A 24,688-nucleotide genomic window follows, 5' to 3' on the forward strand; every position below is an offset into this window, starting at 1 on the left:
GAGTATATGATGATTAGAAGCCGAACTTGCCACCCATCTTGGGCATACGGGGCATCTTGGGCATCTTGCCACCCTTCATCCCCTGTAGCATCTTCATGGCCTTGCTGGTTTGGGCGAATTGGGTCAGAAGCTTGTTGACCTCCTGCACATTCGTTCCGCTACCATCGGCGATGCGCTTGCGACGGCGGCCGTCTATGATCGAGGGGCGGCGACGCTCCTCGGGGGTCATCGAGTAGATGATAGCCTCGATATTCTTGAAGGCATTGTCGTCGATCTCTACATCCTTGATCGCCTTGCCTATGCCTGGGATCATGGAGGCTAGATCCTTGAGGTTACCCATACGTTTAATCTGCTGGATCTGCCCGAGGAAGTCGTTGAAGTCGAACTGGTTCTTGGCAATGCGTTCCTCCAGTCGGCGCGCTTCTCGCTCGTCGAACTGCTGCTGTGCACGCTCGACCAGAGAGATGATGTCGCCCATGCCGAGGATGCGGTCGGCCATACGGTCTGGGTGGAAGACATCCAGTGCCTCCATCTTCTCGCCAGTACCGACGAACTTGATGGGCTTGTCTACGACTGAGCGAATGGAGAGGGCTGCTCCCCCACGGGTATCACCGTCGAGTTTGGTGAGCACGACTCCGTCGAAGTCAAGACGTTCGTTGAACTCCTTAGCCGTATTGACCGCGTCCTGTCCCGTCATCGAATCAACGACGAAGAGAGTCTCGCTAGGCTTGAGAGCGGTCTTGATGGCTGTGATCTCCTGCATCATCTCCTCGTCGATTGCGAGACGACCAGCCGTATCGACGATGACCGTGTCCCGGCCCTGGCTCATGGCCTCGGCCACCCCTCGGCGGGCAATCGATACTGGGTCTTTGCTCTCTAGGTCGAAGTAGACGGGCACACCGATCTGCTCGCCCAGCACCCTAAGCTGTTCGATAGCGGCGGGGCGATAGACGTCGGCAGCGACGAGTAGGGGCTTGCGGTTGTTCTTAGTCTTGAGCAGGTGGGCCAGCTTACCACTCATGGTTGTCTTACCCGAGCCCTGTAGCCCTGACATCAGGATGATGGCGGGATGACCACTGAGGTTAATGTCGGAGGCCTTGCTCCCCATCAGCTCTGCCAGCTCGTCTCTCACGATCTTGACCATCAGTTCGCCTGGGCGAACGGCTGTGAGTACATTTTGCCCGAGGGATTTCTCCTTGATGCGTTCGGTGAACTGCTTGGCGACATTGTAATTAACGTCAGCCTCGAGGAGGGCGCGACGCACATCCTTGAGCGTCTCGGCTACATTGATTTCGGTGATCTTACCTTCGCCTTTGAGGATCTTAAACGATCGTTCGAGGCGTTCACTCAGGTTCTCAAACATTCCTTATCTATGGGGTATCTTGGTTACTTAATGATCTTATTTGTCGCGGCATCTGGGAAGACGATACTGGGCTTGAAGCCCTGAGCCTCTTCGTAAGTCATCCAGGCATAGGCCATGATGATGACAATATCGCCTGGCTGAACCAGTCTGGCTGCTGCACCATTGAGGCAGATCACGCCTGAGCCTCGTTCTCCTGGGATAGTGTAGGTCTCGAGACGTGCACCATTGTTATTGTTAACGATCTGCACCTTCTCTCCAGGTAGGATATTGGCAGCATCCATTAGGTCTTGGTCGATGGTAATCGACCCCACGTACTGTAGGTTAGCTTCGGTTACGGTAACTCTATGGATCTTTGACTTGACTAGTTCTACTAACATTTTAGTGGTTGAATAATTCGCCAGCAAAGATAAGGTAAAAAGTACGACCTGCCTCTCCTACAGCCTCTCCCCCTTCTCTTGCTAGGCCTCAGCCCTGTCCCTCGGCCTTGTGTCGCCTGTGGTTGTCTGAGGCCTTTACTTTCCCCTATTCTTTCGTTTCTATCTATCCCTCGAGTGGCCCTATCTAGGTCTCCACTGCGATCCTATTTGAGTCTCGATGCAGATCCTACTTATGCCTCCATTGTAATCCTACTTAACGTGAGTTCGGTATAAGCTTAGGCAACTAGGTCTTGACTATCAATGTGTTCTAGGTTTAGAGAAGGCTTCTTCTGGAGTGTTTGGAGTGTTTGATAGGCAATAAGCCCTGCTAGCAGGTTAGAAATGAAGTTATGAATGGAACGATGCCTGGTGTGCTCTACTTGGCAAATGTTCTTCAATTCATCATTAACACATTCCACCAAGGCTCTTTGCCGCAGTAAGACCTTATCATAGAGATGCATTAGGGCGTTCTNGTTCTTCATATTCCTTTTCCTCTTGGTAATCATTTGAATACCATTGACGAATAATCCTTCAAACAGGTCTTGAGAGATGTAGCCTCGGTCGCCTACCAGCTTGCCATACAGACCATTGATGAAGGAATCTCGCCTTAGGGGGACTCGGTCATCAATCGCTCCATGAGTGAGGAGAAAGTTGAGGATTTCACCTCTGTCATTGATGATGATATGGAGCTTAAATCCATAGAACCAGCCCATAGTGGACTTGCCTATTTGCGCCCAATGACGCAGAGTTCGATGCTGACGAACACGCTTGATGTGGCAAACTCTTNNCCATAGAACCAGCCCATAGTGGACTTGCCTATTTGCGCCCAATGACGCAGAGTTCGATGCTGACGAACACGCTTGATGTGGCAAACTCTTATAGGGGTAGAGTCAATGAAAGAAACCCCGGTGCATTGGCCTAGGCAAAAGAGGTTCAAGTAGAGCAACAAGTAGATCCCGACAGAGGTCTGTCTTTCCACAAAACGATTGTAGGATAGTTGTTTAGGAAAATCCTCTTGGCAATGCTGTTTAATGTAACCTAGATAGAAAGCTTTGAGATTTCGATGCCCGGATAGATGAAACATGATGAGGATGGTCATCACTTCACTATCGGACATCAAGGGCTTTCGACGACGCCTGGGTCTGTCGTCTTGGGGGAGGGTTTTCGTTNACCATACAGTATATTTCTACTAACTTTGTCTTATCCATTGGAGTGGGAGTATTTAGTTATCTATTTGTTATTCAGCTATAAAGATACTAAATATCTCCCACTCTTGCAATAAAAACACCTCCTATTTTGAAACCGAAAAGACGGCAGTCCTTATACCGAACTCACGTNATAAAGATACTAAATATCTCCCACTCTTGCAATAAAAACACCTCCTATTTTGAAACCGAAAAGACGGCAGTCCTTATACCGAACTCACGTTAAGTAGGATCTCATTCGAGGCTCAGATAGGACCTCACTCGAGGTCTAAGTAGGAGTTCACTCGAGATCCTACTTAGATTCTCTTGAGCGATATTCACTGGGCAGGGCTTGCCCTCCTCGCTGGGCAATTATATCACTCAGCCTCTAGTGATACAAGAAGAAATAGAGTATCTTTGCAGATACTCATCATTATCCTACACGCCACCTATAGTTTGGGCATGAACCGAAAACCCGATGGCGTACGCCAGCATACCCTAGTTGTGCGCCTTAACGATCGAGAGCAGAAGGCCCTCGAAGACCATTGTCGTCAATACAAGATAGCCAATCGATCTCGCTGGGTACGAGAGCAAATCTTGCTCGAGGTCTTGCGCCGTGCAGAGCAAGATAGTCCTATGCTCTTCGAGGAGGAGGAGATGCGATGAAGTCGAGTGCACGCCTACAACCTCTCGACGATGAGTACTACATGCGCTTGGCCCTAGAGGAGGCACAGGTCGCTTTCGAGGCAGGGGAAGTCCCTATCGGAGCCGTCGTCGTCTGTCAAGGGCAGGTCATTGCTCGGGCTCACAACCAGGTCGAGCAGCTCCGAGACCCCACTGCCCATGCCGAGATGCTTGCCATTACGGCTGCCACTGAAGCCCTCTCGGCCTCTCGGCTCTCGGGCTGTAGTCTCTATGTAACCATCGAGCCCTGCCCGATGTGCGCAGGGGGAATTCGCTGGGCGAGGCTCTCCGAGGTGATCTACGGGGCAGCAGAGGAGAAGTTCGGCTACACGATCTACTCCTCGGAGATCCTCCCCTCCTCGTGTCGTAGGCGTACGGGGGTGTTGGAGCAGGAGGCTCGGGCCTTGATGCAGGAGTTCTTCCGCTTGAGGCGTTAGCTCGCTCCGACCCCTAGGGGCTTGGGGCTCTAGCCCCTCAAACAACTGAACCAAAACGAATGAACTTCAAGGTATATATACTCGGATGTGGCTCTGCCTTGCCATCGTGTGCGCATCTTCCCTCATCGCAGGTTGTAGAGGTGCACAGTAAGCTCTATATGATAGACTGTGGCGAGGGTGCTCAGAGAGAATTTCGCCGCCATCGTCTGAACTTCAATCGTCTCAGAGCGATCTTTATCTCTCATCTACACGGAGATCACTGCTTCGGTCTGCCAGGCTTGCTATCTTCGCTGGGGCTACTCGGACGCACAGGGCAGCTCGATGTGTGGGGGCCTCGAGGCCTTAGAGCATTCCTCGAGCCAATCTTGCAACAGTTCTGCCATGGTATGTCCTACGAAGTCGTACTGCATGAAGTGGACGACCGACGCCATGCCTTGATCTTCGAGGATCGTTCGGTTCGTGTCTCGACACTCCCCCTAGAGCATCGGACACCGACAACGGGTTACCTCATCGAGGAGCAGCCTGCCGAGCCTCACATCAACAAGGCTCTAGCTGATGCGTACGACATTCCTCTGTCGGCCTATCCATCCCTCAAGCGAGGCGAAGACTTTGTAGCCCCCTCGGGGCGACGGATCGCCAACGAACTGCTTGTCTCTCCTGCTCGAGCTGCTCGACGCTATGCCTATTGCTCTGATACTGCCTACTCTGAACGAATTATCCCTTGGATCGAGGGTATAGATCTGCTCTATCACGAGGCTACCTTCTCTAGCGAATACGCCTCTCGGGCTCTAGCCACTGGGCACAGTACGGCCGAGCAGGCTGCCCGTATCGCGCTCAAAGCTCGAGTAGGTCGCCTGGTCATAGGGCATTACTCGGCACGTCATCCCGACCCCGAACCGCTGCTACAGGAGGCACAGAGGCTCTTCCCCAAGACGATCGCTGCCGAGGAGGGGCTCTGCCTGGAAATTGAGGCTCAAAAGCGTTGAGCCATTTTGTTAGATAGAATGTTAATAATGTAAAATACCTACCTTTGTCCTCAGAGTTGCTCCACGAAGCACCGATGGGCGATAGAAGTAGGGCAATCAAACACTTATTTGGTTATGATAGACATCAGTACATCATTTGTAGGGCTGGAGCTCCAGAGCCCTCTCATTGTCGGTAGCTCAGGACTTACCCGCAACCTAGACAAGGTAAAATACTTTGCTAAGGTCGGCGCAGGTGCAGTTGTATGCAAATCTCTTTTCGAGGAGCAAATCGAGGCCCAAGGGCTTGAGATGCTTCGTCAGTCGGACTATCCCGAGGCCGCAGACTACATCGCCACTTATGTGCGCAGTGAGGAGCTGAGTCGCTATCTCGAGCACATCGAGAAGGCTCGTAAGGAGCTCACCATCCCTGTCATTGCGAGTATCAATTGTCGCTTGAGCAGCAGCTGGATAGAGTTTGCCTCTCAGATCGAGCAAGCTGGGGCTCACGCCCTCGAGGTTAATATTATGCGCCTGGAGACAGATCTCTTCTTCGACCCCAAGAAGAATGAAGACTTCTATGTCCAGGTGGTTTCTGAGCTCTCGAAGCGTCTCTCGATCCCCATCATCGTCAAGCTCTCCCGTCATCATACTGCTATCCCTGCTCTTGTCGATAAGCTCCGTGCTGCAGGAGCTTCGGCAGTAACGCTTTTCAACCGAGCCTATCAGCCCGATATTGATCTGGATAAGGAGGAGCTCATTAGCGGAGATATCTTCACCCATGCGGGCGACTTTACCGATACGATGCGCTTCACAGGTCTCGTTAGCGGCCTCATCCCTCAGATTGAGATCAGTGCCTCTACTGGAGTCTATACTTGGCAGGAGCTTGTCAAGGCTCTCCTCGTCGGGGCTCAGACTGCTCAGATGTGTACCGCCCTCTACAAGCAGGGCGCACCTGCCATCTCCGATGCCCTAATGGGGATGCGTATGTGGATGCAGAAGCAGGGCTATGAGCGCATCGATGAGTTTAGAGCTAGGCTCAACTCGACCTCTATCCCCGAGGCTGGGCTCTTCGAGCGGATGCAGTTTATGAAATACTTTAGTAGACACGTAGAGTAAATACGTGGAAAATTCAAATAATAGACAAGAAAAGACTATGAACAAAAAGACTTTTGGTATAGCATTCCTCATGGGGGCTATGCTCCTCTCTAGTTGCGGTCTCAGCAACGCCATCAAGGGAGGTGGTATTGGTTCGGCTGCTGGTGCTGCCCTCGGTGCAGGTATCGGTAAGATCGCAGGCAATACTGGCCTTGGTGCTGCCATCGGAGCTGTAGTCGGAGGTACTGCTGGTACTCTAATTGGCAACAAGATGGACAAGCAGAAGCGTGAGCTCGAGGAGAAGGTCAAGAATGCGAAGATCGAGTCCATCAACGAGGGGCAGGCTATTCGTGTAACCTTCGATAGTGGGATCCTCTTCGCCACCGGCTCTTCAGTCCTCGGGGCAAACTCTCAGACTGCCCTCAAGGACTTCGCTGCCAGCATTGCCAGCAACCCTCAGACACTGCTGCAGATCATTGGGCACACCGATAACACTGGCTCAGACAAGGTCAATGATCCTCTTTCGGTCAATCGTGCCAAGAGCGTCTACACTTACCTTACTTCGCATGGCATTGCCGCTGAGCGCATGACCTACCTGGGTAAGGGAAGCCATGAGCCTATCGCCGACAATACTACAGCCTCTGGCCGCAAGGAGAACCGCCGTGTAGAGGTGTACATCCTCCCTAGCCAGGAGATGATCGAGGCAGCCCAAAAGGGAACGCTCAAGTAAGCCTCAAGATTACTCTCGATATGGGGAGGGGTGTGGCCAAAGGCTGCTATCCCTCCCCATCCTTATTACGTTGCTACAGAAACTTTATCACCTAAGTCTATGTTCGCCCGACTCATCTCTATCGGGGCTCTGTCTGCCCTCATCCTTCTCTCTCCCTCATGCCTCAACAGGGCAAGCAAGCAGAGCCTCTCGTCCGATACGCTATCCATTGAGGAGTTGCTCGTTCGTTTACCTGAGCCTCCTGCTCACTTAGCTTCGGCCCATGAGCAGGCTCGCTATATGGTCGATCACTTTTGGGACAATATCAATCTGTCCGATCCTAGCATCATAACGCATGCAGAGGCCTACGAGGAGGCTATCGTTACCTACCTTGGCCTTCTGACCAGCCTCCCCCTAGAAGAGGTGCGTCCGCAGCTGCTCTATCCGCTCGAGCAGATGGTGAAGCAGCCCCTTCTATACACCATGACCCTCTATCGCAAGTATCTCTACGAAGCCGATTCGCCCCTAACGAATGAGGATTTCTTCCGTCCCGTGCTCGAATGGGCCATCTCTTCGCCTCGTGTAGATCAGCCCTACCAGGAGCAAGCCTCACTGATGCTGAAGCTCATCAACAAGAATAGAGTAGGGCAGCAGGCCGAAGACTTCCTCTACAAGACTGCGGATGAACGCAGTCTTCGCCTCAGTCAGATTAAGTCTCCCTACACGATGGTGATCTTTTCCTCAATAGGTTGCCCATACTGTCGAGAGGTAATGAGCTATCTGAAGGAGCAGAAGAGTCTCGCTCAGATGGCTGCTCGAGGGCAGCTGACACTGCTGGTCATTTACCTCGGAGAGGGGGCCTCCAGCTATATTGAGCAGAGAGGTATCGCCCCCGAATGGGCGACTGTGGGCTATGATCCTGAGGGTGAGATCATGCGGAGGCCACTCTACGATCTCAAGGCCAGCCCCACTTGCTATCTCTTGAGAGGCTCTCGAGAGGTCATTATGAAGGATGCTATGCCTGATGAGATCGTCCGTTATCTACAGATGCACGAATAGATCGAGCGGGATATAAGTCAGGGGGAGGGGCAATTAGATGCCCCTCCCCCTTGTCTTTTACTACCTGCTTCGTTAGAGATAGAAGAGTAATAGGATCTGTGCCGTAATGATGCGAACAAACATTGCTACGGGATACACGGTCGCATAGGCAACAGAGGAGGCGCGGCTTCCGGTCTGCTCCTCTGCAAAGTCAAGAGCCATAGGGTTAGCCATCGTCCCACTGAGGAAGCCTGCCGTCTCGGGATAACCCTTCCCTCTAAGCTTGAGGGCAAAAAGTCCGACAAGCACAGTGGGTACGACAGTGATGAAGAACCCAAGAGCCACCCACAAGAGTCCCCCACCATCAATTAGAGTCTCGACAAAGTGCTCGCCACTGGAGAGGCCTAGAGCAGCGAAGAAGATCGCTATACCAAGCTGTTTGATTAGCTGTGTAGCACTATTGGTCATGTAGGTTGCCAGGCGAAGCCTTGGGCCAAAAGCTCCCATCAAGATCCCAATGATGATAGGCCCGCCCGCCAGTCCTAGGCGTATGGGGATGCTCATGCCTGGGATAAAGACAGGGAGTGTCCCGAGAGCACAGCCCAGCAGTAGCCCGAAGAAGAAGCTCACGAGCTTGGGTTTGTCGAGCATTTGGATCGAGTCTCCCATGAGCTTGCTCACCTGCGAGAGTGCTCCAGCCTCGCCTAAGACTGTGAGGCGGTCGCCATGCTGGAGGTAGAGCTCGGGGTTGGGGAGTAGTTCGATGCCAGCTCGGTCGATACGGGTAATGTTGATCCCGTACTTATTGCGCAGCTTGAGAGAACCGAGCTTAGCACCGTTGAGGTCGGGGTTGGTGATGATGAGTCGCTTGGAGACGAGATTATCATCGATAGCATCCCAGTTGATATCTGGGCGGTTCCAGTCTTTTCCCTCCTCCCTCTTGCCGAAGTATTGGGTGAGGGTATCTACATCCTCTTGCTTCGAGAGGATCAAGAGGTGGTCTCCCTGCTGCACCTGACTCTGTGAGGTAGGCACGATCAAATGCCCATCTCGCCAAATACGAGAGATGATGAAGTGTAGATTGATCCTGCTGACGAGATCTCTGACACTGAGGCCACTGAGCTCAGGATTGATCACCTCAAACTCTGTAACGAAGGCCTCTCTAGCCTCCTCCTGCTCCTGCTCTTGCTCCTTGGGGTGAAGCCAGTCCAGCACGACAAAGGCGAGGATAACGCCCACGATGCCGAGGGGGTAAGTAACAGCCCCAGCCAGGGCCACGTCGGCGACCTCTCGTGTTGCATCGGGGTATGCTGACTGAAGCGTACTCTGCACCGCAGCCAGTACGGGCGTATTAGTAACAGCTCCCGACATGATGCCCAGGAGATTGGCCATGGAGACGTCGAAGAGGTAGTGGAAGAGGATGATGAAGACGTAGGTTACTGCCATGAGCAGCACCCCATAGAGGTTGTAGATGACGCCCTGGTTCCTCAGCGAGGGGAAGAATGAGGGCCCAACCTCTAGCCCTAGGGCGTAGACGAAGATGACTAGACCGAAGTTTTGGGCGAAGGTCAAGATCTCATAATCGGTTGGCATCCCCAGGTGGGCGAGCAAGATCCCTGTGAAGAAGACAAAGGTAACGCCGAGGGTTACCTTTCCAAAGCGCATTTTGGCCAGTAAAAGGCCGACAGCACAGACGAGCGTAAGCACTACAATAGTCTGTGTACCAGAGGGCTCGATGAAGGTCTCGAGCAACCATTGTTTCATTGTATCCATTGATCGTATAGGTATCCCTATCAAAATTGAGCTGCAAAGTTATTTAAAAAGAGACTTCATCACATCGTCTTACCGGCTATGGCGTCGGATGCTCTCGGAGAGTAGACGGTAGATTTGGCTGAGGAGCAGATCCTCCTGGATGAGTTCTAGGTGTCGATTCATAGTCTCCTCATCGCCTCGAATGGCCGGCCCTGTCTGCATGCTCCTGGGGTTATAGAGCTCAGCCTTGGCCATTGTCTCTCGCACGAGAGGGTATAGAGCCTTAGGGTCAAGGTCATGCCTCTTGAGATAATCCTCCGAAAGGGCTAGCAGATGATTGGTGAAGTTGCAGGCCAGTACAGCAGCCAAATGTAGATGCCCCCTCTGTTGGCTGTCAGCTCGATACACACAGCCTGAGAGACTACGAGCGAAGCTCTCTAGACGGGCAGCTACCTCCTCGTCGCTACCCTCAATATATAGGGGGAGCTCTCGAGGGTCTATCGAACGAGCCTTGCTGAGTGTCTGTAGCGGATAGAGGACACCACATTTCGAGTGCCAAGCCATCATCTTGTCTAGAGGGACGCTGCCTGCCGTGTGGGCCCATAGCCCGCCGTGGGTCGCAGGCATAGTATGCCAAAGAGCTTCGAGGCTGTCGTCAGGGGTGCAGAAGAGATACAGGTCTGCAGAGGTGGGCAAGGCCTGGAGATTATCCACACAGACGGGACAATAGCTCAGCTGTTGCCCAAGCTCTAGGGCAGAGGAATGCCTTCGGCTGTAGATGTGGCTGAGTGTGCCCCGAGGATAAGACTGATCTATAGCTCGAGCCAAGTGCGTGGCTACATTGCCTGCGCCGATGAGTACGATCTGTTTCATGCTTGTGTGGAGGGTGTCTCGCCGTTACCTTGAGCCGAGGAGTCGGCTTCGAGGCTAGGATAATAGCCAATGTGTATCTGTTCCCAGCGAAGGCTGTCGCTCTTGTGTGGCTCCAGCTCTTCAGCCTTGTGTCCTATAGCTAGGGCACAGAGTACCTCTAGCTGGTAGGGAATGTGGAGCAATTGGCGGACATACTCCGAGCAGTCCTGCCCATTGGCCGTGTATTGCCCATAGACTGCTGCCCAGCATGACCCTAGACCTAGAGCTTCACACTGTAGCTGCATATAGCCAGCGGCAAGGGACGCATCGGCCATCCAACTCTCACACTCCATGGGCGATCCCAGGACAATCACTGCTAGGGGTACTTCTCGAAGGAATGCTGCCCCCTCGGCACGCATGTAGCTTAGAGCCTCGAGGTGCTCGGGGTCTTCGACAAGGATAAACTGAGTGGTATGCGCCCCTCTGGAGGATGGGGCTCTGAGGCCAGCCTCGAGGATCGTGCTCACCTCTAGAGGATCGAGGACCTCGGAGCTGTAGCGGCGAATGGATCTGCGCTGGCGGATGATGTCTAATAGTTGTTGGGCCATTGTTCGTCTTGTTTTGAGTTTGCTGCAAAGGTACGGTTTATCGTAGGATCAAGCCTCCGTCCTTTGACTCTTGGGTGAAGACCCATAGGGGTCTCTGACAAGATCTCGATAGGGCTCAGGGTGAATGCCCGAGGGAGGGTCGGCTGAGATCCAAGTAGGATCTCAATGGAGCTCCTATTTGAGTCTCCACTGCGCTCCTACTTAGACCTCGGTGGAGCTCCTACTTGGGTCTCCATTGCATCCCTTACAGACTACTAACTTACGAGATTTTGTTTTGTAAGTTGGCAGCCTAATGACTGCTAACTTATAAGATTTTTCGCTTCTACTTATATCCCTACCACGCTCCTACTTATGCCTATGGATAGAGGCTCTATTTAGAGCTCTGTTGCCTTCTCTTCTAGAGGCTCAGCCATGCCTTGGAGCGAAGAAGATAAATTGGCCGAGGAGCTTTCGCATATCGACGGATCATCGTATATTTGCCTCTGCTCTACGTAGAGAGCTACATTGTATTTATATTCCCGAAGGTTATGTCCACTATCATAGACAAGTATTTTCCCAACCTTACAGACAAGCAGCAAGAGCAGTATGCCCAGCTGGATGGGCTCTATAGGCACTGGAACGCACAGATCAACGTGATCTCTCGCAAAGACATTGACCAGCTATACCCCCACCACGTACTGCATTCGCTAGGCATCACGCAGATGATCCGCTTCAAGCCCGAGACCTCGGTCTTGGACTTTGGCTGTGGTGGAGGCTTCCCAGGTATTCCTCTTGCAATTATGTTTCCCGAAGTCTCCTTCACCCTCATAGATAGCATCGGCAAGAAGGTCAAGGTTGCCACAGCCGTTGCCGAAGCCCTTGGACTAAGTAATGTGCAGACGGTGCATGGGCGAGGGGAGCAGTTGGGCTGCCAGTTTGACTTCGTCGTCAGTCGAGCCGTGATGCAGCTGGGCGAGCTTGTACCGATGGTCAAGAGACTTGTCCATCATGAGCACCACAATGGGATGCCCAATGGTCTCATTTGTCTCAAGGGCGGAGAGCTACAGGCCGAGATCAAACCGTATAGGAATATAGTGGAGGTTCAAGACCTTTTCCCTACATTTGAGGAGGAGTATTTCAAGACCAAAAAGGTCGTCTACCTTCCCCTCTAAACGATACAATCTATCTAAATGCTACAGATACATTCCTTTTGTTTTAGTCCCGTAGAGGAGAATACCTACGTCATCTACGACGAGGTGGGCAATGCCGCCATCGTAGACTGCGGCTGTATGACAGGCAACGAGCAGGAGCGTCTGCGCAGCTTCGTCGAGAGCAAGGGGCTCAGCCCCCGTTTGCTGCTCTCGACCCATATGCACTTTGACCATGTGTGGGGCAATGGTTGGGTTCTGCGTACCTGGCCCGAGATAGAGGCTTATGCGCCCAAGATCGACCTCGAGCAGCTCCCCAGCCCCTCGGAGCAGATCCGTAAATTTGGCTTATTACTCCGCTGTGAGGAGGTAGATCCTTCTGTCTATCGCCCTCTCGTTGGGGGTGAGGTCATCCAGCTCGGTAAGCATAGCCTAGAGGTGCGTCATGTACCAGGCCATTCACCTGGTCATGTCGTATTCTATGCTGCCAATGCAGGTTTCGTGATCGTTGGAGACACTCTTTTCCGTCGCAATATCGGTCGCACGGACTTTTGGTATGGTAGCTATGATCAGCTTATCGGCAGCATCCGGGAGCAGCTCTTCACACTACCAACTGACACCATTGTTTACCCAGGGCATGAAGATCCTACAGTGATCGGGGAGGAAATCGCACATAATCCGTACTTCAAATAACCTACTTGCTTAGTAATGAACACGAACGACTTTTCGCTAAGACACATCGGCATCGGCGACCTAGAGGCCGCAGAGATGCTCCGCACGATCGGAGTCAAGTCCATGGACGAACTCATCAGTGCCACCCTGCCAAAGAACATTCGACTGCCCAAACCTCTGGATCTGCCAGAGCCTATGACCGAGCGAGAGTTCGCCGAGCACATCGCAGATCTAGCCTCCAAGAATGAGGTCTTCACCTCTTACATCGGTCAGGGTTGGTATGATTGTGTTACCCCTCCTGTTATCCTGCGCAACGTACTGGAGAACCCCGTTTGGTACACCTCCTACACCCCTTACCAGGCTGAGATCTCACAGGGTCGTCTCGAGGCTCTCTTCAACTTCCAGAGTGTCATCACGGATCTGACGGCTTTGCCTCTGAGCAATTGCTCGCTCCTCGACGAGGCTACGGCTGGGGCAGAGGCTGCCCTCTTGCTCTATAACGAGCGCAGCCGTGCCAAGGCCAAGTCTGGGGCGAATAAGTTGTTCGTTGACCGACACGTCTTCATCTCGACGAAGGACGTTATTCGTACACGAGCTGTCCCTCAGGGGCTTGAGGTCGTTGAGGGAGATTATAGGGGCTTTGAGTTCAGCCCAGAGTTTTTCGGAGCTATTGTGCAGTTCCCCAATGCTGAGGGCGAAGTATGCGACTATAAGGCTTTCGTGGAGAAGGCTCACGAAGCTGATGTCAAGGTTGCCGTTGCGTCCGATTTGCTCTCTCTTGTCATGCTCACTCCTCCAGGCGAATGGGGGGCGGATGTTGTCTTTGGCTCTTCGCAACGCTTTGGCATACCGATGTACTTTGGCGGCCCATCTGCGGGCTACATCTCATGCCGTATGGAGTACAAGCGTACCCTACCAGGCCGCATCATCGGTCTCTCGAAGGATCGTATGGGCAAGGAGGCCTATCGTCTAGCCCTACAGACCCGAGAGCAGCATATCAAGCGAGAGAAGGCGACCTCGAACATCTGTACCGCCCAAGCCCTGCTGGCTACGATGAGCGGCTTCTATGCCGTCTATCATGGTCCTGAGGGGCTCAAACACATTGCCCGTCGGGTGCACTCCTTCGCAGCCTTTGTAGCTGACAAGCTCTCCGCCCTGGGCTATCGGATACGCCACAACAACTTCTTCGACACCCTATTCGTCGAACTACCTAAGTCGGTAGATATTGATCGCCTGCGTCAGGAGGCTGAGGAGTGCCGAGTGAACCTCTACTATACTCCCTGTGGGCATGTGATGCTCAGCCTCGACGAGACTACACTCGAGGATGATCTAGGCGTCCTCTGCTATATCTTCGCCTCGGCCATGGGCGTGGAGAGCAATTACGACACAGAGCCCTCTGAGCACTCTGTGCGTGTCGATCGCTCCTTCCTCAGGGCCTCATCGTTCTTGACCTACGAGGTCTTCAACAAGTACCACACCGAGACGGAGATGATGCGCTACATCAAGCGTCTTGAGCGCAAGGATATTTCGCTCGTACACTCGATGATCTCCTTAGGCTCTTGTACGATGAAGCTCAATGCAGCCAGCGAAGTCATCCCTCTGAGCAATCCTGCCCTGTGCAACGTACACCCCTATGCCCCTGCCGATCAGGTCGCTGGATCGCTCGAGCTGCTTGAGAATCTCAAGCAACTCCTGGGTACGATCACAGGCCTACCAGCTGTATCGCTACAGCCCAACTCGGGTGCTGCGGGGGAATATGCTGGTCTTCGAGCCATTCGCTCTTATCATGAGGCTCATGGTGAGGGGCATCGCAACAAGGTACTCTTGCCTGCTTCGGCTCATGGGACGAACCCAGCAAGTGCCTCCCAATGTGGCTACGAATGTGTGATCGTGGCCTGTGATGCCCAGGGCAATGTAGACTGGGAAGACTTTATGCGCAAGAGCGAAGAGCATAGAGATCAGCTCGCAGCTATGATGATCACTTATCCCAGTACTCATGGGATCTTCGAGACCAATATCATAGACCTGTGCAAGCGCATCCATGACTGTGGAGCTCTAGTCTATATGGATGGGGCTAATATGAATGCTCAAGTAGGCCTTACCAACCCTGGCTTCATTGGGGCAGACGTATGCCACCTCAATCTACACAAGACCTTTGCAATCCCCCATGGCGGCGGCGGCCCAGGTAGTGGCCCTATCTGTGCGACTCCTGCTCTAGAGCCTTATTTGCCTACGCATAGCCACTGGCAGAGCGTTGGCGCAGGGGATAACGTTGTCGCTGCATCGCCCTATGGTAGTGCGGGTATAGACGTCGTTTCGTATGCCTACATTCGCCTCTTGGGTGCTGCTGGGCTCGAACGCTCGACCCGTACAGCGATCCTCAGTGCCAATTATCTCGCTGCTCGCCTCAAGGACTCCTACGGTATCGTCTATACAGGAGCTACGGGTAGGGTAGGGCACGAACTAATCCTCGACTGCCGTAAGCTGCGTGAGACCTGCGGAGTCGATGAGAGCGATATTGCTAAGCGACTCATGGACTTTGGCTATCATGCCCCCACACTATCCTTCCCCGTACATGGTACGCTCATGATCGAGCCCACGGAGAGCGAGAGCAAGGCCGAGCTCGACCGCTTCCTCGAGGTCATGCAATGTATTTGGCAAGAGATCCAGGAGGTCAAGGATGGACTAGTCGATGCCAACGACAATGTCCTCAAGAATGCTCCGCATCCCGAGTATGAGGTCGTGGCAGACGAATGGACGCACAGCTATAGCAGATCCAAGGCTGCTTATGCTCTGCCCTACTTGAGAGAGAACAAGTTCTGGATCAATGTCGCCCGCATCGACAACGGCTTTGGCGACCGTAACCTAGTGCCAGCCTTCTGCTGCTGTTTAGCCCCAGGTGTCGAATAGCCTAGGACTTCTGTTCAACACTTTGCTGCACCATGGCCCGAGCTTGCTAGGCTGTGGTGCAGCATTGTATACATGATTTGACAGACAGAGGGGATAGACCTCTGTCCAGTACTCCTCTTTTTTGCGATCTATGTCCATTATGACCATTATCCTATTTGTTCTATTCCTTGCACAGCTTGTTCTGATCTTGTGGCTGGTGTTTAGGCTCAGTCGCCAACAAGCTCAACCTCTCGAGCCCACCCCCTCTGTACGAGAAGCCGAGCTCGTACGTGCCCTCGAGCTGCGAGAGGAACAACTCTCTAAGGCGCAAGCTGAGACTCTAGAGCTCAGGGCTCAGCTCTCAGAGGCTGAGCGAGAGGCCGCCATCCTACGAACCCGCCTAGAGCTCTCCGAAGAGCAAGTCTCTGAGCTGCGCAAACAGTCTAGAGAGATCAACCAGGAGCTACAAGCTCAGTTCAGGGAGATGGCTAGCAGCATCATGGCCGAGCGTAGCGAAGCCCTCGCTAAGCGTAGCGAAGAGACGATGAAGCCTCTGAGGGATGACCTCAAGCGTTTCGGCGAACAGGTGCAACAAGTCTATGAGGGAGAGGCCCGAGAACGCTTCTCTCTCAAAAACGAGATCGAACGCCTGCTCGAGCGCAGCATGCAGATCAGCCAAGAGACGACCAACCTCACCCGAGCACTCAAGGGCGATAGCAAGGTACAGGGCGACTGGGGAGAGATGATCCTGGAAAACATTCTCGAGCAGAGCGGCCTCAGAAGGGACGAAGAATACAGCGTGCAGGAGACGCTAAGGGATGAGCAGGGCAACGTCATCCTCTCTGAGGAGGGCAAGAGCCTGCGTCCGGACATCATCGTTCGCTATCCGAATGGAGGCTACATCATCATAGATAGCAAGGTCAGTCTGACAGCCTATACAGCCTATGTATCTGCAGAGCAGCAGGACGAGCGTGAGCAGTATGCCCGAGAGCACCTCATGAGTATTCGCAGGCATATTGACTCTTTAGCCTCCAAGGCTTATGCTAAGAATAAGCAGGGAGCGGCAGACTTCGTCATGCTCTTCGTACCTAACGAACCAGCATATAACCTTGCACTCAAGCAAGAACCTAAACTCTGGGAGGAGGCTTACAAGAAGGGTATCGTCTTGATCAATGGTACAAACCTCATCGCAGCCCTCAAGATGGCTCAGGATCTGTGGCAGCGTGATCGGCAGATCAAGAATGTGGAGAAGATCGTTGTCAAGGCCGGAGCTCTGTACGACAAATTCGTCAATTACAGCGAGAGCCTACTCAAGGCCGAAGCAGCCCTCACCTCAGCGACCGAAAGCCTAGCACGAGCCAAGGGGCAACTCTTTACCGGACCGGGTAATGTGGTACGCAGACTTGAGGAGCTCAAAGAGCTTGGCGTGTCGAGTAAGAAGTCCATTCCTCGAGCTCTATCCGACAGTTCAGAGGCGGAGGATTGACCTCTTCGAGGGGCAAGGTGAAATGCCTATAAATAAAGGGTTCTAGGGGGGTGGTGCAAAACGTATACGTTTTACGCCCAAAACGTATACGTTTTCGGCCTGAAACGTATACGTTTTCGATGCGAAACGTATACGTTTTGATCGCGAAACGTATACCTTTCATCCGACAGGGCTATACCTTGCCCTCATGAACATCCCTTCGCGCGTCCGTCGAACGAGCATAGACAACCCGATAGAGGTCGCCAATCAGATGGCGACAGCTATGCTCCTCGAGCCATCGACTGCACATGAGTCTGAGAACAACCTCGGGCAAGTCGTCCGAATAGGCTGGCTGTATATAGTCGTAAGGGAGCAGCTGTAGGCCCGAGCGTTCGTAGAAGGCAATGCGCCTATGTGCAAGCTCCCCGGCCTCAGCAGGCTCTACTTCGAGCAGCAAAGGTCTTTCGGAGTCGCTCTCCTGGAGCAAGGCTTGCACGACTGCTGTACCGAGTCCGCCCCCCCTGAGATCAGCTCGAATAGCCAAATGCTCGACGTAGAGGCAGCTCGGCAAATGCCACATGGTCGCAAAACCAATGAAGCTGTGCGCTTCGTCGCTCATCTTATATAGGGCGAACTCTGACCTCTGCGGCCTCTGAACCAGTGCCCAGTCTCGACGCTCCTCGATGGGGAAGCTCGCCTCATATAGCTCTCGTATGAGCCGCCAGTCGTCAGAACTGAGGTGATTGCTTGGGGTGAAGATCATTGTCTGTAGTTCCTCGTTCGTTGATAGGCCAATCTATCTCTTGCCTTCCCTCGAGAAGGAGTAAGGCCTCCCCTCTGCCTTTTGCCCCCACGAGCTAGGTCGAGTATCGAGGTCAAACTCTACCTTCGCCCCAGCCTTAAGATCCCTGTACCTCAGATACACCTTTTCGTAAGGCTGCCCATTGACCCTCATGCCTCGAATGTAATACTGCTTCGAAGCGCGGGGAGCGTACAGCGTGGTCTTGCCCGAGGGTAAGTTCATCTGCACCTCCTCAAAGTAGGGGCTGCCGATGACGTACTGATCACTCGCAGGCGTTACGGGATAGAAGCCCAGGGCAGAGAATACATACCAGGCAGAGGTCTGCCCATTATCCTCATCGCCACAATATCCGTCCGCCTGATGACTGTAGAAGCGATCCATTACCTGACGAATACGTTGCTGTGTCTTATGGGTAGCCCCCACGTAGTTGTACAGATAGATCATGTGCTGGATAGGCTGGTTGCCGTGAGCATAATTGCCCATATTCATGATCTGCATCTCTCGTATCTCGTGGATCGTAAAGCCATAATAACTGTGATCGAAGAGCGGAGGGAGGCTGAAGATAGTGTCCAATTGCCGCTCAAAAGCCCTCTCTCCACCCATCAGATCCACCAGCCCAGCCACGTCGTGGAAGACCGACCAAGTATAGTGTAAGGCATTCCCTTCCGTGAAGGCATCGCCCCACTTGAACGGAGAGAACGGACTCTGAAAGCTGCCGTCCTGATTGCGTCCACGCATCCAACCGCTCTCCTTGTCGAATAGATTGCGATAGCTTTTGGCCCGCTCAGCGTATACCCTCTGGAGCTTCTTCGACGCTCCTGTGTGCCTGAGAGCCTGCAGAATGCACCAGTCGGCATAGGCATACTCTAGGCTGCGAGCTGCACTCTCCCTAATCCCTACGTCGCAGGGGATGTAGCCTAGCCTATTGTAGTACTCATGGCCTAGCCTCCCGGTCGAGCTCACGGATGGATGCACTTGCTCGCTGCCGTGGATGAGTCCCTCGATGAGCTCTCGAGCGTTCACCCTCCCCAGGCCTTTGAGCAGGGCATCTGTTACCACCGAGGCAGAGTTGTTCCCCACCATGCAGTCCCTATGACCAGGGCTGGCCCATTCGGGGAAGAAACCACTCTCCCGATAGGCAGCTAGCATGCCCTCTTGCATTCGTGCACCCTCCTCCGGGTAAACCAAATTGATCAGAGGAAAAAGGGCTCGGAAGGTATCCCATAACCCAGTGTCGGTGTACATGTACCCCCGCTCGATCCGCCCGTTGTAGGGGCTGTAGTGGATCGTGTCTTGCTCGGCCGTGATCTCGTAGAAGCGACGAGGGAAGAGGAGACAACGATATAGGTTAGAGTAGAAGGTCCGTACCTTGTCCGCCTCGGGATGTCGCACCATCAGACGAGACAGAACCGTATGCCACACCTCTCGCCCCTCTTGCTTGAGCTCGTCGAAGCTCTTCCCTTGGACTTCTCGAAGATTGACCCATGCTTGCTCCTCGGAGACAAAGGACGAGGCCACACGCACCTCTCGCATTCGACCCTCCCCCTCAAAGCGAACGCCAATCATAGCGTGTCGACCTTGCTTGCCGAGGCTGTCGCCTACCACATATTCAGCTATCGGAGCATCGAACTCGAGGACGAAGTAATTCTTAAAGTTCTCTGGCACGCCACCACTATTCTTGCGGCTAAAGCCAGCAAGGCGATGCGTGCCGACTCGCTCGATATGAGAGCCCGCATCGAAGGCATCGACCACCAACCATCGCTCGTGGCTCTTGGACGTCTCGGAGTATTCTATCCTCAGGACAGCCGCTCGCTCGCTGGGCGTGAGCTCGACCTCGGTGTCATAATCTGCCAAATAAACCTTATAGTAATGAGGACGTGCCAGCTCGGCCTTGTGCCCAAACCAAGAGGCTCGCTGCTCTTGGTCAAATATAGGCCGATCACCAGTCATGGGCATGAGGCTAAACTGTCCATAGTCATTGATCCACGGACTTGGCTGATGCGTCTGCTTGAAGCCTCTGATCTTGCCTGCCGTGTAGGTGTATTGCCATCCATCCCCCATCTTACCTGTCTGTGGTGTCCAGCTATTCATCCCCCAGGGTCGAGAGATGACGGGGTAGGTATTGCCCGTACTGAGCTCGAACGAACTCAGCGTCCCAGTTAGAGGATTAACTAGATCTACGGGGGAATAGCTCTCGCTAGAGGTACTCTGGGCCCAAAGTAGGGTAGAGGAGAGCAAGCCTGCCGAAAGGGCTAGGATATTGCCCAAAAATCTTCTCTTCATGATGATAATATTGCTGGTGAAGTGCCTACGGCACCAATGCTATTAGGCCTTTGTCGCTTGCCTAGATCAGCGCAAATATACATATATAATGTTACCTTTGTCGATGATTGTGATCCATATAAGTACATAGAACTCCGATGATGAGAATACAACTATTGGGGAAAGCCCTTACCTTATGCCTTGCGATGCTTTTATCCCCTGTCCACCTCCTCGGGCAGCAAACCCAGCCCACTCGTCAGGTGCATGAGGTCAAGCCTAAGGATACCCTCTATAGCATCGCTCAGCGTTATGGCGTCCCCCTAGATCAGCTCTACACGCTTAACCCTTGGGCTCGTAAGCAGATCAACCCAGGAGACATCCTAATCATCTCCGCTGGTGAACTCACCCCAAAAGAGAAAGCACAGCCTAGACCCATTCAAGAAGCCCATCCAACCTACCCTGCTCGAGAAGAAGCTGAGCCCGAACAAGCAATCCGCCCCGAGATACGGGTAGCCCTCATGCTACCGTTGGCAAGTCAGAAGACCTATGTAGAGTTTTACGAAGGCTTCTTGATGGGCATCAATGACCTCAAGAAGAATGGGATCTCTATCGAGCTCTTCGTACATGATATTCCACAAGATGAAACCCTCGATAGACTCATCGCTCGAGGTTCTCTCACGGGTCTAGATCTAGTCTTCGGAGGGGTCAACGAGTATCAGATCGAGCGCATTGTCCGCTCCAGGGGTTATGGGCACTATGTGATCCCTTTCCATCGCTACGCTTCGCTAGATCAAGCTGGAGATAGAGTCATTCAGATCAATCCTCCTGCCTCGGCCCTCATCGCCCGAGCAGCCGATACCTTTATCCGCAAGTATAAGTCCATGGAGGTCTGCTTCGTGCGTCGTACAGAGGATGGGGATGATCCGTTCGCTCATCACCTCAAGGTCGCATTGGGTAAGGCAGGTATTCGCTATCGAGTGGTCAATATTACCTCTCAGTATCTAGGTGTTCTAGGGCGAAACACAGTCGTTGTGCCCGTATCCCCTTCGAAGCCTCTCCTGCAGCAGCTCCTAGCCCAATTGGATCCGAATGATGCCTGCACACTCTTTGGCTACCCTCAGTGGCAATCTTATGGGGATGAAGTGACGAAACAAATGCACAAGTATGGGACAACGATCTATGCCAGCTTCTTCTTTGACCCCTATCAGAGCGATGCCACAGATTTCTTGACAAAGTATCATGCCTGGTTCAACAAAAAGATTGGAGCTTCGTATCCCAAGATGGCTGTCCTAGGCTATGACCTAGCTCGCTACTTCATTCGCTCCTATGCCGCCCTAGGACAGGGCTTTATGAAGGAGAGCTGGTTGTTGCCTTCAGATGGTCTGCAGAGCGACCTTGTACTAAGCTCTTCGGGGCATGCAGGGGGATATTATAACCAACGCTTCTACTTCGTGCGCTACGATCGCAATGGGAATATTCATCGAGAGGCTCTATGATGAGAGGTAGTCTTAGAATGCTGGGTGTTTTCCTCGTGTGTAGCCTCACCATCGGTAGCCTAAGGGCTCAGGTCGAGATCGAAGATGGGAAAGTGTCCCCCCCCGAGCCCTTCGCCCCAAGGCTGTGGACGGGTATAAGGGGGGCAGTCCAATGGAGTAAATTTGTCTTCGTGCCTTCTGTCCCTCAGACGCAGATGCAGGGCTATAACTGGGGGCTGATCTCTCGTGTCGATGTCGAGCGAGGGGCTTCGTTGCAGATTGAGCTCAATTACAAGCAGGCTGGTTGGAGAGAGCGTTTTGATGATCCGAAGCTTGGCTACGAACGCCTAATCCGAAGCATCGAGCTCCCACTGTTCACTCATCTCTATCTCAAGAGTGGGGCAATGCGCTTCTATATTAATGCTGGTCCTTATGTCTCCTGGATCATTGGCGATGAAAGCCTCTCTCGCAGCAAGCAGGGAACAGAGCACACCCCTAGGGCACAGCAGAGACACGCCCTCCCAATACAAAATCGGTTTATTTGGGGTCTAGGTGGAGGTCCTGGTATTAGTCTAGAGCTTGGGGGAAAGCATCGCCTCGAAATCGAGGGACGCTTTCTCCATAGCCTGAGCGATATTTGGTCAAATAAGAGGGTAGATCCCTACGGAACATCGACCCAGATGCACTTTGGCCTAGGGGTACAGTATTTGATTGGATGGTGATAAGCTCCTTAATCGAAAGGGACAAAGACCCAAAGTAGAGCGATCAGGTTGTTGAGGGCATGCAGGAGCATCGGCATATAGATGCGATTGGTCTTTCGGTAGGTGTAGGCGAGTAGCCCGCCGAGTGCCATACGAGAGAGAAATCCGACTGCTGAGAAGTGCAATAAGCTGAAAATAGCTGAACTAAGCCATAGACTTAACCAGGGGCGTTGTGGCATCTCTTGCTGCAATGCCCTATCTACGACGCCACGGAAGAAAAGCTCTTCGCACACACCAGGGGCGATGCATAAGGAGAATAAGGCTAGAACTATCGTCCCTGCATCTGCCCCTAGAAGCATCTCCTCAACCTGCTGGGCAACAATATCTTCGAGGGAGAAGATCCCCTCGAGCGAGAGGGCTTGAATGATAGAGCTGCTCAGCTCTGACAAAACAAACGATAATCCCAATCCGATACCCAGCAAGATCAAAATGAGCCAAGGCCAGCTATAGCCTCGCCACTGCCTGGGAGGAAGTGGGCGGAGTAGTCCCACTAGAGTTGCTCGCCCATTACGAGCCAATAGCGTCGGAAGACCAAATATGAGTACAAGCTGTAGACCTACTAGGATGATCATCTCTTGCCCCGAAGGCTCTTGCCCTCCCTCTGTCAGCTGACGAATAGTCATCCAGCCGATCAGTAGAAGAAAGCCGACAGCTGCACCGACACCCAGGCGGATCAAGTCCCGATAGCCTCCGCCCTTAGAGGGTGGTACTACCACGAGATCGGAATGCTCGGGTAGTGGATCTAGGTTAAGCCATTCCCTGCTCAGTAGCATAGGGCAAATATTTGGGCAATCGCCTCGTGATCAATATCCTCATGCTCGCCGAGTAGAGAGCCTCGAGAGGCAAAGCGGTCTACGATTTTCTGACAGATCTCGGGAGCAATGCCCAGCTCGCTGAGCTTGGTCTCGAGCCCGAGGCTGCGGAAGAACTCTTCCGTCCGATCAATAGCCAGCTCGATGCGCTCCTCTGAGTCTAACCTCTCGTCGATGGCCCATATACGGGAGGCGTAGTGCAGGAGCTTGTCTCGCTTGGCCTTCTTGCCCACGGTACGCAGCAGCGCAGGCAACAGGATGACGAGCGTATGCCCATGCGTTAAACCTGTCAGGGCCGTCAATTCGTGCCCGATGCGGTGTGTAGCCCAGTCTTGACTAACCCCCATGCAGATGAATCCATTGAGAGCCATCGTGGCGCAGAGCATGAAGTTGGCTCGAGCATCGTAGTCATGTTCCTCCGCCAGGATTTGTGGAGCTTGTTCGATGAGGGTGAGCAAGATCCCCTCTGCCCAACGATCCATCAAAGGGCTTTCGTCTGAGCCAGCCAGATACTGCTCAATCACATGAACAAAGCTATCTGCAATACCACAAGAGAGTTGATAACGAGGCAGCGAATAAGTAAAGGTGGGATCAAGAATGGAGAAGAGGGGATAATCACCTGAGAAGGGGTACTTCTCCTGCGTATCGGTATTGGAGATCACGGCCCCTCTGTTCATCTCCGATCCTGTAGCGGGGATGGTGAGCACAGTCCCCAGCGGAAGGCTCACGACGGATCGATCCCTTCCCCGACACACCAACTGCCAAGGATCTCTCTCCGAGACAATCGCATGGGCGATGAGCTTGCTGCCGTCGATGACTGACCCACCACCTACGGCCAGGACGAAGCTCACTGCCTCGCGCTTACCCAGCTCGATGGCCTTGCTCAGGGTTTGTACGCTGGGGTTGGGTTCTATTCCCCAAAATTCGACGACCTCGTAGCCCTCGAGTTGAGCTCGGACGGCATCGTAGACACCATTGCGACGGATGCTTCCTCCGCCACAGGTCATGAGTATCTTCCCCCCCTTGGGGAGTCGCTTGGGAAGCTCGGCGATCATACCTTGACCGAAGATGAGTTCGGTCGGATTTTTGAACTTAAAGTTTTGCATAGTCTTTGCTGTTGTTTCGTTGGGATGGGGAACGTGCTCTTTGGGCACTCGGAGTGAGGCCTACTCGATTGGTTTCCTCCTTCAGCGCAAAGATAAGATTATCTCCCGAGCCTATCCTTGCCCTCTGCTGTTATGTCCGACGGGCCCCTCTGCGGCCATCCTTGTTAATGGTCGTGGTCAAGGAGCGAAATTTTTGTACGTATGAAAATTTATC

General features: G+C 53.1%; 21 protein-coding genes and 1 pseudogene. 12 read left to right on the forward strand and 10 right to left on the reverse strand.

Going from position 1 to position 24,688, the window contains the following annotated elements; translation table 11 throughout:
* Positions 1–13: 13 nt before the first annotated feature.
* From ffh to HQ37_RS08510, 3 genes and pseudogenes are all read right to left on the reverse strand, one after another.
* The gene (ffh, locus tag HQ37_RS07550; RefSeq protein WP_036882066.1) at positions 14–1,363 is read right to left on the reverse strand and encodes a signal recognition particle protein; all 1,350 of its coding nucleotides are present in this window, start codon (positions 1,361–1,363) and stop codon (positions 14–16) included.
* 23 nt (positions 1,364–1,386) lie between these two features.
* Complete coding sequence (panD, locus tag HQ37_RS07555; RefSeq protein ID WP_036882068.1) at positions 1,387–1,740, reverse strand: aspartate 1-decarboxylase; 354 nt, start codon at positions 1,738–1,740, stop codon at positions 1,387–1,389.
* Positions 1,741–2,015: 275 nt separating this feature from the next.
* A pseudogene (locus tag HQ37_RS08510) lies at positions 2,016–2,944 on the reverse strand (IS982 family transposase); the annotation flags it as partial.
* A gap of 481 nt (positions 2,945–3,425) precedes the next feature.
* On the opposite strand from HQ37_RS08510, the gene HQ37_RS07565 reads away from it, so the two are divergent.
* The 6 genes from HQ37_RS07565 (at position 3,426) to HQ37_RS07590 (ending at position 7,912) form a co-directional block, all read left to right on the forward strand.
* Positions 3,426–3,629 (forward strand): hypothetical protein, encoded by a 204-nt coding sequence (locus HQ37_RS07565; protein WP_036882231.1) that lies wholly within the window; start codon positions 3,426–3,428, stop codon positions 3,627–3,629.
* Complete coding sequence (locus tag HQ37_RS07570; protein ID WP_036882070.1) at positions 3,626–4,084, forward strand: nucleoside deaminase; 459 nt, start codon at positions 3,626–3,628, stop codon at positions 4,082–4,084. The genes HQ37_RS07565 and HQ37_RS07570 overlap by 4 nt, the downstream gene beginning before the upstream one ends.
* A 59-nt stretch (positions 4,085–4,143) precedes the next feature.
* Positions 4,144–5,070, forward strand: a complete 927-nt coding sequence (locus HQ37_RS07575) for a ribonuclease Z (protein WP_036882072.1) — start codon at positions 4,144–4,146, stop codon at positions 5,068–5,070.
* A 114-nt stretch (positions 5,071–5,184) separates the two neighbouring features.
* Positions 5,185–6,165 (forward strand): dihydroorotate dehydrogenase-like protein, encoded by a 981-nt coding sequence (locus HQ37_RS07580; protein ID WP_036882074.1) that lies wholly within the window; start codon positions 5,185–5,187, stop codon positions 6,163–6,165.
* A 37-nt stretch (positions 6,166–6,202) separates the two neighbouring features.
* On the forward strand, positions 6,203–6,874 hold the full coding sequence (locus HQ37_RS07585; RefSeq protein ID WP_036882076.1) for an OmpA family protein: 672 nt from the start codon (positions 6,203–6,205) through the stop codon (positions 6,872–6,874).
* A gap of 99 nt (positions 6,875–6,973) precedes the next feature.
* Positions 6,974–7,912 (forward strand): DUF5106 domain-containing protein, encoded by a 939-nt coding sequence (locus HQ37_RS07590; RefSeq protein WP_036882078.1) that lies wholly within the window; start codon positions 6,974–6,976, stop codon positions 7,910–7,912.
* A gap of 72 nt (positions 7,913–7,984) precedes the next feature.
* Here the strand turns inward: HQ37_RS07590 and HQ37_RS07595 are convergent, their stop codons facing one another.
* The 3 genes from HQ37_RS07595 to HQ37_RS07605 form a co-directional block, all read right to left on the reverse strand.
* The gene (locus tag HQ37_RS07595) at positions 7,985–9,655 is read right to left on the reverse strand and encodes a putative transporter (RefSeq protein ID WP_369794066.1); all 1,671 of its coding nucleotides are present in this window, start codon (positions 9,653–9,655) and stop codon (positions 7,985–7,987) included.
* 78 nt (positions 9,656–9,733) lie between these two features.
* Positions 9,734–10,516, reverse strand: coding sequence for a Rossmann-like and DUF2520 domain-containing protein (locus tag HQ37_RS07600; RefSeq protein ID WP_036882084.1), 783 nt, complete (start codon positions 10,514–10,516; stop codon positions 9,734–9,736).
* A complete protein-coding gene (locus HQ37_RS07605) occupies positions 10,513–11,103 on the reverse strand; it encodes a nitroreductase family protein (protein WP_052080857.1) in 591 nt (196 codons plus the stop codon). Before HQ37_RS07605 ends, HQ37_RS07600 begins: the two co-directional genes overlap by 4 nt.
* Positions 11,104–11,630: 527 nt before the next feature.
* Here HQ37_RS07605 and rsmG point away from each other — a divergent pair.
* From rsmG to rmuC, 4 genes are all read left to right on the forward strand, one after another.
* The gene (gene rsmG / locus HQ37_RS07610; RefSeq protein WP_052080858.1) at positions 11,631–12,254 is read left to right on the forward strand and encodes a 16S rRNA (guanine(527)-N(7))-methyltransferase RsmG; all 624 of its coding nucleotides are present in this window, start codon (positions 11,631–11,633) and stop codon (positions 12,252–12,254) included.
* An 18-nt stretch (positions 12,255–12,272) separates the two neighbouring features.
* Positions 12,273–12,923: an MBL fold metallo-hydrolase gene (locus HQ37_RS07615; RefSeq protein WP_036882086.1), complete on the forward strand. Its 651-nt coding sequence runs from the start codon at positions 12,273–12,275 to the stop codon at positions 12,921–12,923.
* Positions 12,924–12,938: 15 nt separating this feature from the next.
* On the forward strand, positions 12,939–15,812 hold the full coding sequence (gcvP, locus tag HQ37_RS07620) for an aminomethyl-transferring glycine dehydrogenase (RefSeq protein WP_036882089.1): 2,874 nt from the start codon (positions 12,939–12,941) through the stop codon (positions 15,810–15,812).
* Between the two features lie 139 nt (positions 15,813–15,951).
* Positions 15,952–17,277: a DNA recombination protein RmuC gene (rmuC, locus tag HQ37_RS07625; RefSeq protein WP_052080869.1), complete on the forward strand. Its 1,326-nt coding sequence runs from the start codon at positions 15,952–15,954 to the stop codon at positions 17,275–17,277.
* Positions 17,278–17,449: 172 nt separating this feature from the next.
* Here rmuC and HQ37_RS07630 read toward each other — a convergent pair whose 3' ends face one another.
* Both HQ37_RS07630 and HQ37_RS07635 read right to left on the reverse strand, forming a co-directional pair.
* On the reverse strand, positions 17,450–18,019 hold the full coding sequence (locus HQ37_RS07630; protein WP_052080859.1) for a GNAT family N-acetyltransferase: 570 nt from the start codon (positions 18,017–18,019) through the stop codon (positions 17,450–17,452).
* 33 nt (positions 18,020–18,052) lie between these two features.
* On the reverse strand, positions 18,053–20,341 hold the full coding sequence (locus HQ37_RS07635; protein WP_036882094.1) for a GH92 family glycosyl hydrolase: 2,289 nt from the start codon (positions 20,339–20,341) through the stop codon (positions 18,053–18,055).
* A gap of 185 nt (positions 20,342–20,526) precedes the next feature.
* On the opposite strand from HQ37_RS07635, the gene HQ37_RS07640 reads away from it, so the two are divergent.
* Both HQ37_RS07640 and HQ37_RS07645 read left to right on the forward strand, forming a co-directional pair.
* On the forward strand, positions 20,527–21,816 hold the full coding sequence (locus HQ37_RS07640; protein ID WP_052080860.1) for a LysM peptidoglycan-binding domain-containing protein: 1,290 nt from the start codon (positions 20,527–20,529) through the stop codon (positions 21,814–21,816).
* Positions 21,813–22,517 (forward strand): porin family protein, encoded by a 705-nt coding sequence (locus HQ37_RS07645; protein ID WP_081951818.1) that lies wholly within the window; start codon positions 21,813–21,815, stop codon positions 22,515–22,517. The genes HQ37_RS07640 and HQ37_RS07645 overlap by 4 nt, the downstream gene beginning before the upstream one ends.
* Before the next feature lie 8 nt (positions 22,518–22,525).
* Here HQ37_RS07645 and HQ37_RS08130 read toward each other — a convergent pair whose 3' ends face one another.
* Together HQ37_RS08130 and HQ37_RS07655 are read right to left on the reverse strand one after the other, a co-directional pair.
* Positions 22,526–23,329, reverse strand: coding sequence for a type II CAAX endopeptidase family protein (locus tag HQ37_RS08130; protein WP_052080862.1), 804 nt, complete (start codon positions 23,327–23,329; stop codon positions 22,526–22,528).
* On the reverse strand, positions 23,320–24,474 hold the full coding sequence (locus HQ37_RS07655; RefSeq protein ID WP_036882095.1) for an iron-containing alcohol dehydrogenase: 1,155 nt from the start codon (positions 24,472–24,474) through the stop codon (positions 23,320–23,322). Before HQ37_RS07655 ends, HQ37_RS08130 begins: the two co-directional genes overlap by 10 nt.
* Positions 24,475–24,688: the final 214 nt, after the last annotated feature.

Origin of the sequence: Porphyromonas sp. COT-239 OH1446, assembly GCF_000768875.1 — a bacterium.
Lineage (GTDB): Bacteria > Bacteroidota > Bacteroidia > Bacteroidales > Porphyromonadaceae > Porphyromonas.